This window comes from Afipia sp. GW823-FHT06G09, assembly GCF_058794875.1.
In genome coordinates this window covers 172498-188284 of sequence record NZ_JBXAHF010000005.1, presented here as the reverse complement: position 1 = coordinate 188284, position 15787 = coordinate 172498, and the positions used below count along the sequence as shown (strand labels likewise).

The following is a 15787-nucleotide window of genomic DNA, read 5'->3' as shown; positions in this document are numbered from 1 at the left end:
CTTGACAGGTTTCTGGTCTGCGCGCACCATCGTTCGTATACGAACAAAATGCCGGATGTGGACGGACGGAATTTTATCCTCGCGGCGTCAGCGCTGCTCGTCAGTTCAGTTTGGCTCGGACTCGAGTTTGGTCATGCTGACTGAAACAAACGCCGTCACTACCGGCAGTTCGGACAAGATCCGCTGCGATGCATGTCCGGTGATGTGCTACATCAAGCCGGGCGCTGCAGGGGCGTGTGATCGGTATGCCAACAACAATGGCGAACTTGTTCGTGTCGATCCGCATGTGGTGCTGGAACGCACGGTGTCCCATGGCGGGCGGCTCGTTCCGTTTCAGACCGGTGGCGATTGGGATGGCAAGATCGTTCACGAGCCGGGTGTCTTTGTGACGGCGATCGGCGCTGGCACAACCTATCCGGACTACAAGCCCGCGCCGTTTATTGTTTCTTCCGAGGTCGATGGCGTCGATATGGTCACAGTGGTGACCGAGGGCATCTTCAGCTATTGCGGCGTCAAGGTGAAGATCGACACCGACCGTTATCTCGGCCCTGAAACCGCGACAGTGCGCGTACAGGGCGAGGCGGTGGGGCATGTCACGACCGGCGAGTACGGTTCGCAGATGCTGTCGCTCGGCGGTGTTCACCACTTGACGGGCGGTTCCAAGAAGGAAGGCCGGGTTACCTGTGACGCGCTGATGGATTTGTCCAACGGCAAGCCTGTCGAGATGACGATCGACGGTGGTGCAACTGTTGTGGTGCAAGCCGGCTACCCGCCAATCGTCAATGGTGTTCCGGAAGAGCGGATGAGGGTTGGCTGCGGTTCGGCGACCATCGGGATGTTCGCGAAGCAGTGGCACGGCAAGGTCGATGAAGTTGTCGTGGTGGACGATCACATCACCGGCGTGCTGTCGGAACATCAGGCTGGCAAGTTGCTCGATATTCCCGAGACCGGGATCAAACTGAAGGGGCGGCGCTCGACGCCCGGACGCTATTTTCAGGTCGCTGAACCCGGTATTGGCTGGGGCGGTACGAATATTTCCGATCCCTTGTCGGTACTCGGTCCGTTTGATCCCAAGACCGCACGACCCGGTCTGCGGATAATGATGGTGAGTACGACCGGCGAGCATGCTGCGTATTTCGAGCTCGATGAGGCGCTGAAGCCGGTCGAGAAGGAAATGCCTGCCGATCTCAAGCTGTCCGTCGAGCGGATTCAGGAGAATTGTGAGCCCGCGCTGTGCACCGTGCTGTTCATGGGCGGCGCTGGCGGCTCGCTCCGGGCGGGCGTGACGGACAACCCGGTCCGGCTGACACGGTCGGTCAAGGACGCGTTGACGTCGGTGACCTGTGGCGGCGCGCCGGTCTATGTTTGGCCAGGTGGGGGCATCACATTCATGGTTGATGTGACGCTGATGCCGGAAGGAGCCTTCGGCTATGTGCCGACACCCGCGCTGGTCGCGCCGATCGAGTTCACCCTGCGATTGTCGGACTACGCAGCACTCGGTGGTCACATGGATCATGTGCGGCCATTGGCGTCATTGAAGAACAATACGGAAGTCCGCCAGTTGCCGAAACAACTTTCCGAGCCGAGATCGCGCAAATGAAACGCCTCCCACAAATCGGATGGCTCGCGGACGGTAGGCGGATTCACCTGCATGACGGCCCGATCGATCTGATTGTGGAGGCGCGTGGAACTGCGGCGAACGTCAGTGCCGCGTACCAGGCTGCCCTAGACCGTTTCACCGGTCTTCTTGACGAACTCTGTGGCGAATTATCGGAACTGCGTAAGCAGGCACAGCCTCCAGCCAGTTTGCTGAGGGGAGATGTCGCGCGCCGGATGTATGATGCGGTTGCTCCATTCGCGGCCGATCATTTTGTTACGCCGATGGCCGCCGTCGCCGGCGCCGTCGCCGAGGAAATTCTCGGGGCGATGGTGAAGGCCGCTGATCTCGATCGTGCCTATGTCAACAACGGCGGCGACATTGCGCTGCATCTCGGCAATGGCCAGCATTTCACGATTGGCCTCGTCGATCGACCTGACAAACCGAATCTGACCGGGAAAACTCGGATTGCAGCGGAGGATAAGACGCGCGGCATCGCAACCAGCGGATGGCGTGGCCGCAGCTTTTCGCTGGGGATTGCCGACGCAGTGACGGTTCTGGCGCAAACGGCCGCGCAGGCCGATGCTGCGGCGACCATTATCGCCAATGCGGTTGATTTGCCGGAGCATCCCGCCATCGTCCGGTGCCCGGCAAACGAAATTCAGCCCGATAGCGATCTCGGTGCTCGTTTGGTCACTCGCGAGGTCGGTGAACTGTCATTGAACGACATTGCGGCAGCGCTGGATTTCGGGGCCGATACCGCCTTTTTACTCTTGGAAGCCGAATTGATCGATGGCGCGGCGTTGCATCTGCAAGGCGAAACACGCGTTGTTGCACTGAAGAATATCGATGGTGTTGCGCGGCGACCTCCGCCGTATGTAGCCGCCCGAACCGGAACTGAAAGTGTGCCGTATGTCTGAGGTCGTGATCCGAAAGCGCGCCACCGTGATTGAGGAGATTTTCCACGAAGGCGGGAAGCCGGCGGCGCAGCCGTTACGCCGTGGGGCTATGCTGTGCGTGATCCGCAATCCGTTCGCCGGACGTTATGTCGAGGATATCGCAGGATTCATGGATGATTTGACGCCGCTCGGTGTTGCAATGGCGTGTTCCTTGCTCAAGGCGCTTGGCGGAGACCCGAACGCGATACAAGGCTATGGCAAAGGTGCGGTTGTTGGTGCGTTGGGTGAACTCGAGCATGGCGCATTGTGGCATGTGCCCGGCGGCTACGCGATGCGCGAGATTCTTGGCGAGGCCAAGGCCATTGTACCGTCCGCCAAGAAGGTTGGCGGTCCGGGTGCGCGGCTCGATGTTCCGGTGACGCATATCAACGCGTCGTATGTACGGTCACATTTCGATGCCATGGAAGTCGGTATCCCTGACGCGCCACGTGCCGACGAGTTGCTTCTCGCACTGGTCATGACCACGGGCTCGCGCATTCACGCCAGGGTCGGCGGTCTCAAGGCAAATGAGATCAAGGGAGAGGATGGGCTACGATGAGCGCCGTCATTCGCAAGATCGTCACGGTGGTCGAGGAGACGCTGATGGAGGGCGGGCGCGATGTCTCGCCGCCGACCCGTCGCGCTGCCGCTGTCGCCGTCATCGACAATCCGTTTGCTGGCAAGTTTGTCGATGACCTGTCGCCATTGATCTCGATTGGCGAGGAACTTGGCGAACTGCTCGCCTTAAAGGCCGTTGCAGCGCTCGGTATCGAAGGTGGCAAAGCGCAAAGCTACGGCAAGGCGGCGGCCGTCGGCGAGAATGGCGAACTGGAGCACGCGGCAGCGATCTTGCATCCGAAGATGGGAGCGCCGGTGCGCAAGGTATTAGGCAAGGGGGCTGCGCTGATTCCATCCTCCAAAAAGCGCGGCGGATTGGGAACGGTGCTCGACATTCCCCTTGGCCACAAGGATGCGGCGTTCGTGCGGAGTCATTTCGACGGGATGGAAGTGCAGATCAATGATGCACCCCGGGCGAACGAAATCATGGTGGCGGTTGCCGTGACCGACAGTGGGCGGCCGTTGCCGCGAGTCGGCGGTCTGACCATTGGAGAGATCAAGGGCGAGGACGGATTGCGCTAGCGGTCTGTTTGCGCTTGATGCGAAAGAAAGACCGAACCGCTCCACCGGGATAAGGAGCGGACGGGAAGTGAACGGGACGCGGGTCCTGGCAACAATGGAGGTTGGGATGCAACGAAGAAAACGTCTTTTCGGCAGTCTGTCCGGGTTTGCGCTTGCCGCGAGTCTCGGTTTGGCTGGCTCGGCACTGGCGACAACTGCCATGGCGCAGAGCGGCGAAATCAAGATCGGCGAAATCAACAGTTACTCGCTGCTACCTGCTTTCACCGAGCCCTATCGCAAGGGCTGGCAGCTCGCTGTCGAGGAAATCAACGCCGCGGGCGGTATCAACGGCAAGAAGCTCGTTGTCGTGTCCAAGGACGATAGCGGCAAACCGGCCGATGCTCAGACTGCCGCCAACGAACTGGTTTCGAATGAGAACGTGGTGATGCTGACTGGCACGTTCCTGTCCAACATTGGTCTCGCGGTGAGCGATTTCGCCAAGCAGAAAAAGGTGTTCTTCCTTGCGGCGGAACCTCTGACCGACGCGATCACCTGGTCGAAGGGAAATCGTTACACATTCCGCCTGCGCCCATCGAACTACATGCAGGCTGCGATGCTGGTGGAGGAAGCGGCAAAGTTGCCCGCCAAGCGCTGGGCGACCATCGCACCCAACTACGAGTATGGTCAGTCGGCGGTTGCGGTCTTCAAGAAGCTGCTGTCCGAGAAACGGCCCGACATTCAGTGGGTAGATGAACAGTGGCCGCCGCAGGGCAAGATCGATGCAGGTCCGATCGTTCAGGCGCTTGCGAATTCCAATCCTGAAGCCATCCTCAATGTGACTTTCGGCGCGGATCTCGTCAAATTCGTCCGCGAGGGCAACACGCGCGGTCTGTTCAAGGACCGGGCGGTGGTGAGCTTCCTCACCGGTGAGCCGGAATATCTCGACCCGCTGAAGGAAGAAACACCGTCAGGTTGGATTGTCACCGGCTATCCCTGGTACAGCATCAAGACGCCGGAGCACGATGCCTTCCTGAAGGCGTATCAGGGTAAGTTCAACGATTATCCGAGACTTGGCTCCATCGTCGGTTATCAGACGATCAAGGCTGCGGCGGCAATTCTCATCAAGGCGAATTCGACCGATCCCGAGAAGATGATCGCTGCGGCGGAGGGATTGTCGATGCCGTCTCCGTTCGGTCAGATCACCTTCCGCAAGATCGATCATCAATCCACCCTCGGCGCCTATGTCGGCAAGACAGCGCTCAAGGACGGCAAGGGCGTGATGGTGGATAGCGCTTATCGCAAGGGCGAGGATTTCCTGCCGAGCGATGCGGAAGTCGGGAAGTTACGTCCAAAAGACTGAGTCTAGCGACCGCGGGCGCGCGATGCGCCCGCGGCATTTTCCAGCCGTGGATCGCATATGAGCTTCTACTTTGTTCAATTCCTGACCGGCCTTGCGAGCGCGGCGTCGCTGTTTCTGGTTGCCTCGGGACTGTCGATTATTTTCGGCGTCACCCGGATAGTTAATTTTGCGCACGGCGCATTCTACATGTTGGGCGCGTATGTCGCGTTTACCCTGACAGAGCGGCTGTCCGGCGCGCTCGGTTTCTGGGGTGGCATTGTCGTTGCGGCGCTGGTCGTTGCGGTCCTGGGCGTGCTGGTCGAAATGGTGTTGCTGCGGCGGATCTATAAGTCGCCGGAACTCTTTCAGCTTCTTGCCACCTTTGGCCTGACATTGATGGTCCAGGATATCGTGGTTCTGATCTGGGGCCCGGATGACCTTGTGGGCCGCCGCGCTCCCGGCTTCCGGGGCGCTGTCGACTTCTTCGGGCAGAATATCCCTTCCTATGATCTGTTCCTGATCGGGCTCGGCCCCGCCGTTCTGGGTGCACTGTGGCTGCTGTTCCGCCGCACGCGCTGGGGCGTTCTGGTCCGCGCGGCGACGCAGGATCGCGACATGGTGGCCGCGCTGGGTGTCAATCAGAAGTGGTTGTTCACCAGCGTCTTTGCGCTTGGTGTGTTTCTGGCCGCGCTTGGCGGCGCGCTGCAAATTCCGCGCGACGCCGTTCATCATGCGATGGATCTGCGGATCATCGTGGATGTTTTCGTCGTGGTCGTGATTGGTGGCCTCGGCAGCATCACCGGTGCATTCGTCGCGGCCGTGCTGGTTTCCGAGCTCAATGCGTTCGGCATTCTGATATTCCCGAAGATCTCGATTATTCTCGTATTCCTCGTGATGGCGGCGGTCCTGATCGTTCGGCCCTGGGGTCTGTTTGGCAAACCCGAAGCAGTCGCGCGGAAGACGCCAGGCCTCACCGTTCGGCCATGGCGGCCGCTGACCATGAACGAACGTCTCGCGGTGCTGGCCGTACTGATTGTTGCGGCAGCGCTTCCGGTGTTCGGCGGCAACTACGCCCTTACGGTCGGTGCGGAGATCGCGATCTACGTGATCTTCGCAGCGAGCCTGCACTTCCTGATGTCGGTCGGCGGACTCGCATCGTTCGGGCATGCGGCGTATTTCGGTCTCGGAGCCTATGGTATTGCCTTCTTCGCCAAGGCTGTGGGCCTGCCGATGATCGTGTGTCTGCTGCTGGGGCCTCTGTTTGGACTGATCGGAGCCGCCATTTTCGGATTTTTCGCAGTTCAGCTTTCAGGCGTCTATTTCGCGATGCTGACGCTGGCCTTCGCCCAGATCGTCTGGTCGATCGCGTTCCAGTGGGTTGGGGTGACAGGCGGAGACAACGGAATTCTGGGTGTCTGGCCTGATGCATGGGCGGCGGGGCCGGTTCATTTTTATTGGCTGTCGCTCGGCATCGCGACGTTTGCGGTGGTGCTGCTTCGCATCATCGTGTTTTCGCCGTTCGGTTATGCGTTGCGTGCGACCCGCGATTCCGCTTTGCGCAGCGAAGCCATCGGTATCGATGGCAAGCGTATTCAATGGACTGCGTTTGTGATTGCGGGCACCGTCGCCGGTATCGGCGGTGCATTGTTTGCATACCTCAAGGGCAGCGTATTTCCCGACAGCCTGGGCATCTCGCTGTCGGTCGATGCATTGGTGATGGTGCTCCTGGGCGGTGTCGAGACGGTCTCCGGTGCAGTGGTGGGTGCGATTGTCTTCAAGGCACTGAACATCTGGCTGGTCAGTCAGACGGATTGGTCCAAGCTCGTGCTTGGCGCGGTCATTGTGCTGATCGTGGTCGCGTTTCCGAAGGGTATCGTCGGTATGCTGGAAACAGTTCGAGCGCGGCGTCACTCACGTGCATCGAAACCTGCCATTCTGGCGTCAAGAATCGAGAGCGCCGAATGAGTGCTGCACCTAAACTTCTGTCAGTCGAAGACTTGACCAAATCGTATGGCGGCGTTCATGCGGTGCGCGGCGTGTCGTTTTCCCTTGCGGCCGGCGAAATTCTTGCGCTGATCGGACCCAACGGAGCCGGCAAAAGCACATGCTTTGACATGCTCAATGGCCAGAATGTTCCGGACAGTGGCCGTATCAATTTGTTGGGTAATGACACGACTGGAAAGAAGCCGCGTGCGATCTGGCGGCTTGGCGTCGGCCGCACATTCCAGATCACCGCGACGTTCCCCACCATGACGGTGCGCGAGAACGTCCAGGTTCCGCTGATCTCTTACAACGCGCAGCTCTTCAACATGTGGCGTTCCACGCCAGGCTTTGAGTGCGCCGAAGCAAACCGGCTGCTCGACCTTGTCGGCATGAGCGGCTACGCAGAGCGCCCGTGCGGCGAACTTGCGTATGGCGACCTCAAGCGCCTCGAACTCGCGATCGCACTCGCCAATCAGCCCAAACTCCTTTTGATGGATGAACCGACGGCCGGCATGGCGCCACGCGAGCGCGTCGAACTGATGCGGCTGACCGCGCGCATCGCCCGCGAGAAATCCATCGGTGTTCTTTTCACCGAGCACGACATGGATGTGGTGTTCGAGCACGCCGATCGCATCCTTGTACTCAATCGGGGCTCACTGATCGCGGAGGGGACGCCAGAGGAAGTTCGGCGAAATCCCCAGGTCCGAGCGATCTATCTCGGCGAGGGGCTGGTTTACGATGCGCGTCACCGGGAGGGAACGTCCGCATGAAGCTCTCGGTTCAGGGACTCAACAGCTACTACGGCCCGGCTCACATCCTGTTCGATGTCGCCCTTGAGGTCGGCGATGGAGAGGTCGTGGCGCTTCTGGGCCGCAACGGAGCGGGGAAGTCGACTACGTTCCGGTCGATCGTCGGCTTGGTCGAACAGCGTGAAGGTCAGATCGTGTTCGAGGGAAAGGATGTTTCGGCTCAACCGACCCATGCCATTGTGCGTGGGGGGCTCGGTTATGTGCCGGAGGAGCGCCGTATATTCACCGATCTCACGGTGGAAGAGAATCTGGAGGTTGGCCGTCAACCGCCGCGCCAGAATGCTCCACAGTGGACCCGCGAAAAGCTGTTCACGCTGTTTCCGAATCTCGGCGAGATGCGCGGCCGAATGGGTGGACGCATGAGCGGCGGCGAACAGCAGATGCTGACCATTGCCCGGACTTTGATGGGAAATCCGTCCCTGGTCCTGCTTGACGAGCCCTCGGAAGGATTGTCGCCGAAGATCGTCGAGCAGATGGTAGGCGCCATTCTCGCGATGAAGAAAGAGGGCGTCAGCATCGTTGTGTCCGAACAGAATCTTCATTTCGCCAACCTGATTTCCGACCGCGCCTATATCATCGAGCGTGGGCGAATCTGCTTCAGCGGCACCATGAGCGAACTTGAGGCGCGTCCCGACATTCGCGACGCCCATCTGGCGGTGTGACGATCGCAGCAGTCACGAGGTCTACCAGATGAAGGCAAGATATTAGGGGAATGGGAATGGCCAAGGCCGCTCAGAACAAGATTGCCGCGCCGACCAAGGGTGCTCCTCCGAGGAGAAGTCCGAAAAAGCAGCCCTATGTGCTTGAGGATCAGATCGGCTTCGTGTTGCGTCAGGTCTGGCAGCGTCACGCGGCGATCTTCGCAAGGGAAATCGGCATCAACCTTACGCCGACGCAATGGGCAGCATTAGCGAAGCTGACCGAGACCGGGCCGTGCTCGCAGAACCAGCTCGGCCGCCTTACCGCAATGGACGTTGCGACCATCAAAGGTGTGATCGATCGACTGACTGCCCGTGGGCTAACAGAAACCAGCTCGGACCCGCAGGATGGCCGCCGGCTTCTTGTCAGCCTGACACGAGCGGGACAGGCGATGGCGGAGAAAGCTGCTCCAAACGCCCTGGCGATCTCGAAAGAAACGCTCGCGCCGCTCGATGCCAGGGAGCGCGAAATCTTTGTCACACTGCTGAACAAGCTGCGATGATGTCCCGCTGACTAGTGTGCGACGATCTCCGGCACTTTTGTTGCAGGCGGTGTGTTGCGGCTGCGATGCGTACGGACCATGCCATCGATTATCGTCATGCCGATGCCGGGCAGATCGCCAAGCTGAACGCTGTCCAGAATGTTCTTGCCGGCGGAATGCTGGGCCTTGTCCATGATAACGAAGTCTGCGGCGCGCCCAACTTCAATCATGCCGCAGTCGAGCGCGCGCATCCGCGCGGTGTTGCCGGTGGCAAAACAGAATGCGATTTCCGCCGGTACATCGCCAAGTGACGACAGCAGCGATACCATGCGCAGAATGCCGAGTGGCTGCACGCCTGAACCTGCGGGAGCGTCCGTGCCGAGAATGACACGGTTCAGCTCCTTCATCTCGCGGGCTATGCGCAGGGTGTAAAGGGCTGAGCGTTCGTTGCCATTATGAACCAGTTCAAGGCCCCGCTTGCAGCCTTCGCAGATGCATCGGATCTGGCTGTCGGGGAGGGCTGTATGGCCGCCGTTGATGTGGCCGACAACGTCGGTGTCGGCTTCAAGCACCACGTCTGCGTCAATCAGGCCGGATCCGGGAATCGACGGACCACCGGTGTGGATCGTGCTTTGAATGCCGTATTTGCGTGCCCATGCCACCATCTTCCGCGCAGTCGGGCCATCCTTGACGCCGCCGAGACCGACTTCTCCGAGCAGCCTGACGCCGGCTGCCGCCAACTCCTTGAAATCCTCTTCCGTCATCCCGGGTTCGATTACTGGTGCACCGGCATGAACCTTGACGCCGCCGGGGCGCAGATTGTCGAACGCACGCTGAGCGAAGATCGCCATCGCCTTGACGCCAACCACGTCGCGCGGACGGCCAGGCATGTGAACCTCGCCGGCCGAGATCATGGTGGTGACGCCGCCGTTTAGAAAGCTGTCGATCCAGCCGATCTGGTTCTGCCGCGGGGTCCAGTCACCGGCGACAGGGTGGACGTGGCTGTCGATCAGGCCGGGGGTGACCGTCGTTCCGTTGGCGTCGATGACAGTGGTCGCGCCCTCGGCGTCGATGTCCTTGGCCCGCCCGATCGCGGTAATCTTGCCGTTCTCCGCGACGATGGTGTCGGCGTCCAGGATCGGCTGCTCCATGGCTCCGCTTAGGATCAGACCGATATTCCTGATCACCAGTTTGGTCGGGCCGGTGGTGTCCTGGGGCGCGTCGTTGGCCATGGATTCTTCCCTTCTGTGCAATGCTTTTTCAGCGGGTCGGCTCCAACTTGAGCGCGGCTTGACGGCGGTATCAAGCTGGATTATTCATTAGTACACAAATGAATTGGCGAGGCAATCTGTCTCCGCGTTTCTGATTTTGCCCCGTCGTTGCCCCGTACACCGGATCAAGCGAAATGAGCAATTTCAATCAGGAAAGCGTCCTCAGCGTTCATCACTGGACCGACACGCTGTTCAGTTTCACGACGACGCGCGATCCATCATTCCGATTCCGCAACGGCGAATTCACAATGATCGGCCTGAAGGTCGGTGAGAAGCCGCTGCTGCGCGCCTATAGCGTGGCGAGCGCCAATTACGAGGACCGGCTGGAGTTTTTTTCTATCAAGGTGCCGGACGGTCCGCTGACCTCGCGGCTTCAGCATCTGAAGGAAGGCGATCAGATAATTGTTGGGCGCAAGCCCACCGGTACGCTGGTGATCGACAATCTCAAGAGTGGCCGGAATCTCTATCTGGTTGGCACCGGCACGGGGCTTGCGCCATTCCTTAGCGTCATCAAGGACCCGGAAACCTACGATCGCTTCGAGAAGGTGGTGCTGCTGCACGGTTGCCGCCGTGTCGCCGAGCTTGCATATGGCGAGATGATCACCGAACGGCTGCCCAAGGACGATCTGATTGGCGAGCTGGTCCGCAACCAATTGATCTACTATCCCACGGTGACGCGCGATCCGTTTCGCAATCGCGGCCGGATCACCGATCTGATGACGTCGGGCAAGTTGTTCAGCGATGCCGGGCTCGCTCCGCTGGAGGCCGCACACGACCGTGTCATGATCTGCGGCAGCCCGGCGCTGCTTCAGGACACGCGGACGTTACTGCTCGACAAGGGATTCACCGAAGGCAATCACGGCGAACCCGGCGAATTTGTCGTCGAAAAGGCATTCGTCGAGCGCTGATGAGGGCATTTTTGCGGCGTTTAGACGGGCATTGGTCTCGCCAAGACTGCTGATTTATCGGATTATCCCGTCCCAAGACGCGTAGCGTAGGGACGTTGTATGGCGATTTCTGAAAACGACAGGCGCGATGCGTACCTGTCCCGGATTCAGGTCCCCGCCCTGGATGTGCACGGCTTCGCAACGATGCTGCGCCGGAGGGCGGCGTTTATCGGCGCGGTAGCCGCCATTTGTGCTGCGATCAGCCTTGCCTGGATACTGCTATCGGCTCCCAAATATGTTGCGTCCGGGCAACTTGTGCTCGACCTGCCTGCGCAAGCTGCAGCCGGCCAGCCGGTCAGTCCAGACACTGTCAGGGTTGGCATGGACAACCAGATCAGCGCCCTGACGTCGCGCAGCGTCCTCGAGAGAGTTGTCGCAAAAGAGAAGCTCGATACCGATCCGCTTTTTGGCGGCAGGTCGAAGGGGATTCTCTTCGCGCTTCTTGCCGGTGTTGGAGTTGCTCCCCCCGCTGAGCCGCATTCCATGGCATTGCGACAGTTGAATCGTGCGGTTAGCACCGCCCGCAATCCAGACTCGAATGCAGTGACCGTCAAGGTCGTTACGCCGGATCGCGAAACCTCAGTGCGCATCGCCAACGCAGTGATGGACAGCTATGTGGAACAGGAGCGTGTTGGTGTGGAAGCGACGCCGGGCAACGTTGCGCCTCTCGGTGCACGACTGGAGACACTTCAGACGCGCTTGCGAGACGCCGAGCAGCGGTATGAGAGATATCGCAATGATAACCAGGCGATGGTGGCTGCGGGGCAATCCGGCGCCGAGAAACAGGTGAGCGAGATTGCAGAGCAGGTGGCTGCCGCCGAGGCCAAGGTTAACGGTCTGCGTTCGACGGTGAATCAGCTCCAGCGTGCCCGGAAAATCCTGGATGGCGGCGGAATACCGGATGCGATCAGGGGAGGGGCAATCGGGACGTTCAGAAGCCGTTATGTCGCGGCAAGACGACTGGAAATTGATCTGTCCGAAACGCTCGGGCCACGCCATCCCGACCGCGTGATCGCGAGGCTGCAGGCAGCCGAAGCCAGGCGGTTATTGGAAGGCGAAATTCAGGACGTGGCTCAGTCCGTCACAGCCGATCTGGAACGTGCCCGCGCGACGGTGACGCAACTGAAGAACCGTCTCGAAGCGTCAAAACAAAACCTGAGCAAAACGCACGACGCGAGCGCACGCCTCAAGGAGCTGGAGCGCGATGTCGAAGCAAACCGTGCGGCGTATCAGGCTATCCTGGCCAGATCTCAGCAGGTGCGACCGGACAACACCAGCCCCCGGATATTGAGCCGTGCAACAGCATCTCCGGAGTCAAGCCGTACATTTCCCATCGGGGTTCTATTCGTCAGCGTACTGCTCGGTCTGGGTTTGGGCGTAAGCCTGGCCTGGGTGCTTGAACTGGCGGACAAGCAAAATGAAACGGCTGCGCTGGGGTAGCCGCTATTTCTAGAAGATCTCTAAGTCTCGTCGCACGCCATTGGCAAATTCAAGGGAGATGCGCCGATTTGCGGAAAATCTGCGCTCGTCGCTGTGCCGATATGAAAGGTGTCATCCAACCTTCAAGCTAACCGGTCAAAAAGAACCCCTGAGTTTCATAAGGGGTATGAGATGAGCGACATTACATTAAGTTCCGGGATCGCCGACGGGCAACCCATCGAGCCGGCCTCCAGGCCGAATCTCGACAAGGGCTTCAATCCACTCACAATGATCCTGTTTTTTGGCATCCTCGCGGCGGGTGCAATATTCGTTGCCTACAGCATTTACGTCGATATCGACGCCACCGGCACCAAGGTCACGACCTATCTTCCCTACATTCTGCTATTTGTTGCGCTGCTGATTGCGCTCGGCTTCGAATTCGTCAACGGCTTCCACGACACTGCCAACGCCGTCGCAACGGTGATCTACACCCATTCGCTGCCGGCGGAATTCGCCGTGATGTGGTCCGGATTCTTCAATTTTCTCGGCGTTTTGCTCTCGAGCGGAGCGGTTGCTTTCGGCATCGTCTCGCTGCTGCCGGTTGAGCTCATTCTTCAGGTCGGAAGCAGTGCCGGTTTCGCCATGGTGTTCGCGCTCTTGATCGCGGCCATCGTCTGGAATCTCGGCACCTGGTACTTCGGTCTTCCGGCTTCCAGCTCCCACACGCTGATCGGCTCGATCATCGGTGTTGGTATCGCCAATGCGGTCATGCGTGGACGCGATGGTACCTCGGGTGTCGACTGGACCAAGGCCACGGAAATCGGTTACGCGCTGTTGCTCTCGCCGTTGTTCGGCTTCTGCATGGCGGCACTTCTGTTGCTGGTGTTGAAGTTCGTTATTCGCAATCCGGCGCTTTACGCTGCTCCGGAAGGCAACAAGCCACCGCCGCTGTGGATTCGCGGTATCCTCATCGCGACCTGCACCGGCGTCAGCTTCGCGCACGGCTCAAACGACGGTCAGAAGGGCATGGGCCTCATTATGCTGATCCTGATCGGCACTGTGCCGACCGCCTACGCGCTGAACCGCGCCTTGCCGGAATCGCAGGTCATCAAGTTTCAGCAGACGTCAGAAGCCGCGTCAAAGGTGATCGCTGCGAAGGGCGCCGGTCATAGCATCATCGGCGATCCCCGCCCGGTAGTGACTCAGTATGTTTCGCTGCACAAGATCAACGAAGGCACCTATCCGTCGCTGGCGGTTCTCGTGAAGGACGTCGGCGATCAGGTGCAGAAGTACGGCACGCTGAACAAGGTTCCTGCCGAGGCGGTGGGTAACACCCGCAACGACATGTACCTGACTTCGGAGGCGATCCGCTTCCTGATGAAGGACAAGGAAAACGATCTCAACAAGGAAGAGGTCGCAACCCTCAATGCCTATAAAGGCTCGCTCGACAGCGCCACGAAGTTCATCCCGACCTGGGTGAAAATCGCGGTCGCCATCGCGCTGGGTCTCGGCACCATGATCGGCTGGAAGCGTATCGTCATCACCGTCGGCGAGAAGATCGGCAAGACGCACCTGACCTACGCGCAGGGTGCATCTGCTGAACTCGTTGCTGCGGGGACGATCGGCGCGGCGGACATTTTCGGCCTTCCCGTCTCGACGACACACGTGCTGTCGTCTGGCGTCGCCGGAACAATGGCGGCCAACGGCTCGGGCTTGCAGATGGCCACTATCCGCAACCTGCTTATGGCCTGGGTGCTGACGCTGCCGGCGGCGATCTGCCTGTCGGCTGGTCTCTATGTGCTGTTCTCGCACCTGTTCTGATTAGCTTGCCGCAACGGCGGCAACATAAAAAGCCCGCGCAAGAGCGCGGGCTTTTTTTCCGTCCGGCGATGCGAGCGCGGAGGCTCAGTAATCCTTCTCGCGGTGCACGTCATGAACGACAAGGCCCATGCCGGCCTCCGGCATCGCCAGCCATTCGCGCCGCTTCAGTGTGCGGCGCGTATCCTCCAGACCGCTCAGCCAGTGCTCGCGCATCGAGGTGGCCGAGAATTCGTGGTCCTTGGAATCGCCCTCATAGGCCTTCTGCTGATAGATCATCTGCAGGATGGTGATTTCGGGCAGGTCCGCGAAGCGGTCGCGCAGTGCGCGCTCGTGATCGGTCAGCTTGTCTTCGGGGACCTTCAGCAGCGCCTTGTAGAAGTCGGTCTTCAGATTGTTCATGCGCTTGTAGACGTCGGTATTATAGCGCGTGCGGGACGAGTACATGATGTCCTTGTGCCTAGCCATGACCTCCTGAATATCGCGCGGCAGGGCTCCACGGGCATTGAACAGGTCAACCTGGAACACCAGGGAGTTCATCTTGTCTTCCTGATCGAGCAGATGCTGCAGCGGCGTATTTGAAACGATGCCGCCATCCCAGAAGTGATCGGTGCCGATCTTCACCATGGGCAGGGCAGGCGGCAACGCGCCGCTGGCCATCACGTGTTCAGGTTCGATGACTTCCTTCTTGTTGTCGAAGTACAAAAAATTTCCGGTCAGGACGTTCACCGCACCGACTGCGAAATGCATCTTGCGTGAATTGATCAAGTCGAAATCGACGAGTTCGAGCAGCGATGCCCGCAGCGGCGCAGTGTCATAATAGCTGGTTGCTGTCCTGGCCCCGGCCGGGCTGAACCATGGATTGACGTCGTGCGGCTTGAAGAAGCCCGGCTGGCCCATGGTCGTCGTCAGGAACGAGCTCGTCAGGTTGCGGGCCTTGCGATAGATGTCTCCGTCCGGCGTGTAGTGCCAGACCTTGCGGCTGGTGATGCGATCCCAAAACGTCCGCAGCCGTTCGAGACGTCGCTCCGGTGGGTTACCTGCAATAATGGCGGAATTGATCGCGCCGATCGACACGCCGCAAACCCAGTCTGGCTCCATGCCACTTTCGTGCAGGGCCTGATACACGCCGGCCTGATAAGCCCCGAGCGCGCCGCCACCCTGAAGAACGAGCGCCACACGATCGCAGCGATCGGGCCGCCAGTTCCTCGATCCCGAAATTTCGGATTTTGGTGTTCGCGCGTCCATGATTTTCCCCGTCGATGCGTGTCTCGAAGTCCGGTGCGAAGATTTCAGACGAGCGGTGACGCTGTCGTGACAGGTGGTCTTTTTGATCGCGGAATCCGCTGTCCGCGGATGGGCGTGCA

14 protein-coding genes are annotated in these 15787 nt (G+C 59.8%); 12 read left to right on the top strand and 2 right to left on the bottom strand.

Annotated elements, in window-relative coordinates; translation table 11 throughout:
- The first annotated feature begins 133 nt into the window (after window positions 1-133).
- The 9 genes from AC1Q67_RS21825 (at window position 134) to AC1Q67_RS21785 (ending at window position 8986) form a co-directional block, all read left to right on the top strand.
- Window positions 134-1600, top strand: a complete 1467-nt coding sequence (locus AC1Q67_RS21825) for a 6-hydroxynicotinate reductase (RefSeq protein ID WP_492237357.1) — start codon at window positions 134-136, stop codon at window positions 1598-1600.
- The gene (locus AC1Q67_RS21820; RefSeq protein WP_492237358.1) at window positions 1597-2517 is read left to right on the top strand and encodes a UPF0280 family protein; all 921 of its coding nucleotides are present in this window, start codon (window positions 1597-1599) and stop codon (window positions 2515-2517) included. The genes AC1Q67_RS21825 and AC1Q67_RS21820 overlap by 4 nt, the downstream gene beginning before the upstream one ends.
- Window positions 2510-3094, top strand: a complete 585-nt coding sequence (locus tag AC1Q67_RS21815; RefSeq protein ID WP_492237359.1) for an amino acid synthesis family protein — start codon at window positions 2510-2512, stop codon at window positions 3092-3094. Before AC1Q67_RS21820 ends, AC1Q67_RS21815 begins: the two co-directional genes overlap by 8 nt.
- Complete coding sequence (locus AC1Q67_RS21810; RefSeq protein ID WP_492237360.1) at window positions 3091-3675, top strand: amino acid synthesis family protein; 585 nt, start codon at window positions 3091-3093, stop codon at window positions 3673-3675. The genes AC1Q67_RS21815 and AC1Q67_RS21810 overlap by 4 nt, the downstream gene beginning before the upstream one ends.
- A 106-nt stretch (window positions 3676-3781) precedes the next feature.
- The gene (locus AC1Q67_RS21805) at window positions 3782-5014 is read left to right on the top strand and encodes an ABC transporter substrate-binding protein (protein WP_492237361.1); all 1233 of its coding nucleotides are present in this window, start codon (window positions 3782-3784) and stop codon (window positions 5012-5014) included.
- Window positions 5015-5071: 57 nt separating this feature from the next.
- Window positions 5072-6958, top strand: coding sequence for an ABC transporter permease (locus AC1Q67_RS21800; protein ID WP_024573710.1), 1887 nt, complete (start codon window positions 5072-5074; stop codon window positions 6956-6958).
- Complete coding sequence (locus AC1Q67_RS21795) at window positions 6955-7746, top strand: ABC transporter ATP-binding protein (protein WP_492237362.1); 792 nt, start codon at window positions 6955-6957, stop codon at window positions 7744-7746. Before AC1Q67_RS21800 ends, AC1Q67_RS21795 begins: the two co-directional genes overlap by 4 nt.
- A complete protein-coding gene (locus AC1Q67_RS21790) occupies window positions 7743-8447 on the top strand; it encodes an ABC transporter ATP-binding protein (protein WP_492237363.1) in 705 nt (234 codons plus the stop codon). The genes AC1Q67_RS21795 and AC1Q67_RS21790 overlap by 4 nt, the downstream gene beginning before the upstream one ends.
- A gap of 56 nt (window positions 8448-8503) precedes the next feature.
- The gene (locus AC1Q67_RS21785; RefSeq protein WP_492237364.1) at window positions 8504-8986 is read left to right on the top strand and encodes a MarR family winged helix-turn-helix transcriptional regulator; all 483 of its coding nucleotides are present in this window, start codon (window positions 8504-8506) and stop codon (window positions 8984-8986) included.
- Between the two features lie 11 nt (window positions 8987-8997).
- Here AC1Q67_RS21785 and AC1Q67_RS21780 read toward each other — a convergent pair whose 3' ends face one another.
- The gene (locus AC1Q67_RS21780) at window positions 8998-10197 is read right to left on the bottom strand and encodes an amidohydrolase family protein (RefSeq protein ID WP_492237365.1); all 1200 of its coding nucleotides are present in this window, start codon (window positions 10195-10197) and stop codon (window positions 8998-9000) included.
- Between the two features lie 173 nt (window positions 10198-10370).
- On the opposite strand from AC1Q67_RS21780, the gene AC1Q67_RS21775 reads away from it, so the two are divergent.
- The 3 genes from AC1Q67_RS21775 (at window position 10371) to AC1Q67_RS21765 (ending at window position 14423) form a co-directional block, all read left to right on the top strand.
- Window positions 10371-11144: a ferredoxin--NADP reductase gene (locus AC1Q67_RS21775; RefSeq protein WP_492237366.1), complete on the top strand. Its 774-nt coding sequence runs from the start codon at window positions 10371-10373 to the stop codon at window positions 11142-11144.
- A 99-nt stretch (window positions 11145-11243) separates the two neighbouring features.
- Window positions 11244-12623: a GumC family protein gene (locus tag AC1Q67_RS21770; protein ID WP_492237367.1), complete on the top strand. Its 1380-nt coding sequence runs from the start codon at window positions 11244-11246 to the stop codon at window positions 12621-12623.
- Between the two features lie 171 nt (window positions 12624-12794).
- Window positions 12795-14423, top strand: coding sequence for an inorganic phosphate transporter (locus AC1Q67_RS21765; RefSeq protein ID WP_024573717.1), 1629 nt, complete (start codon window positions 12795-12797; stop codon window positions 14421-14423).
- Between the two features lie 84 nt (window positions 14424-14507).
- Here AC1Q67_RS21765 and AC1Q67_RS21760 read toward each other — a convergent pair whose 3' ends face one another.
- On the bottom strand, window positions 14508-15668 hold the full coding sequence (locus tag AC1Q67_RS21760) for a patatin-like phospholipase family protein (protein WP_492237368.1): 1161 nt from the start codon (window positions 15666-15668) through the stop codon (window positions 14508-14510).
- Window positions 15669-15787: the final 119 nt, after the last annotated feature.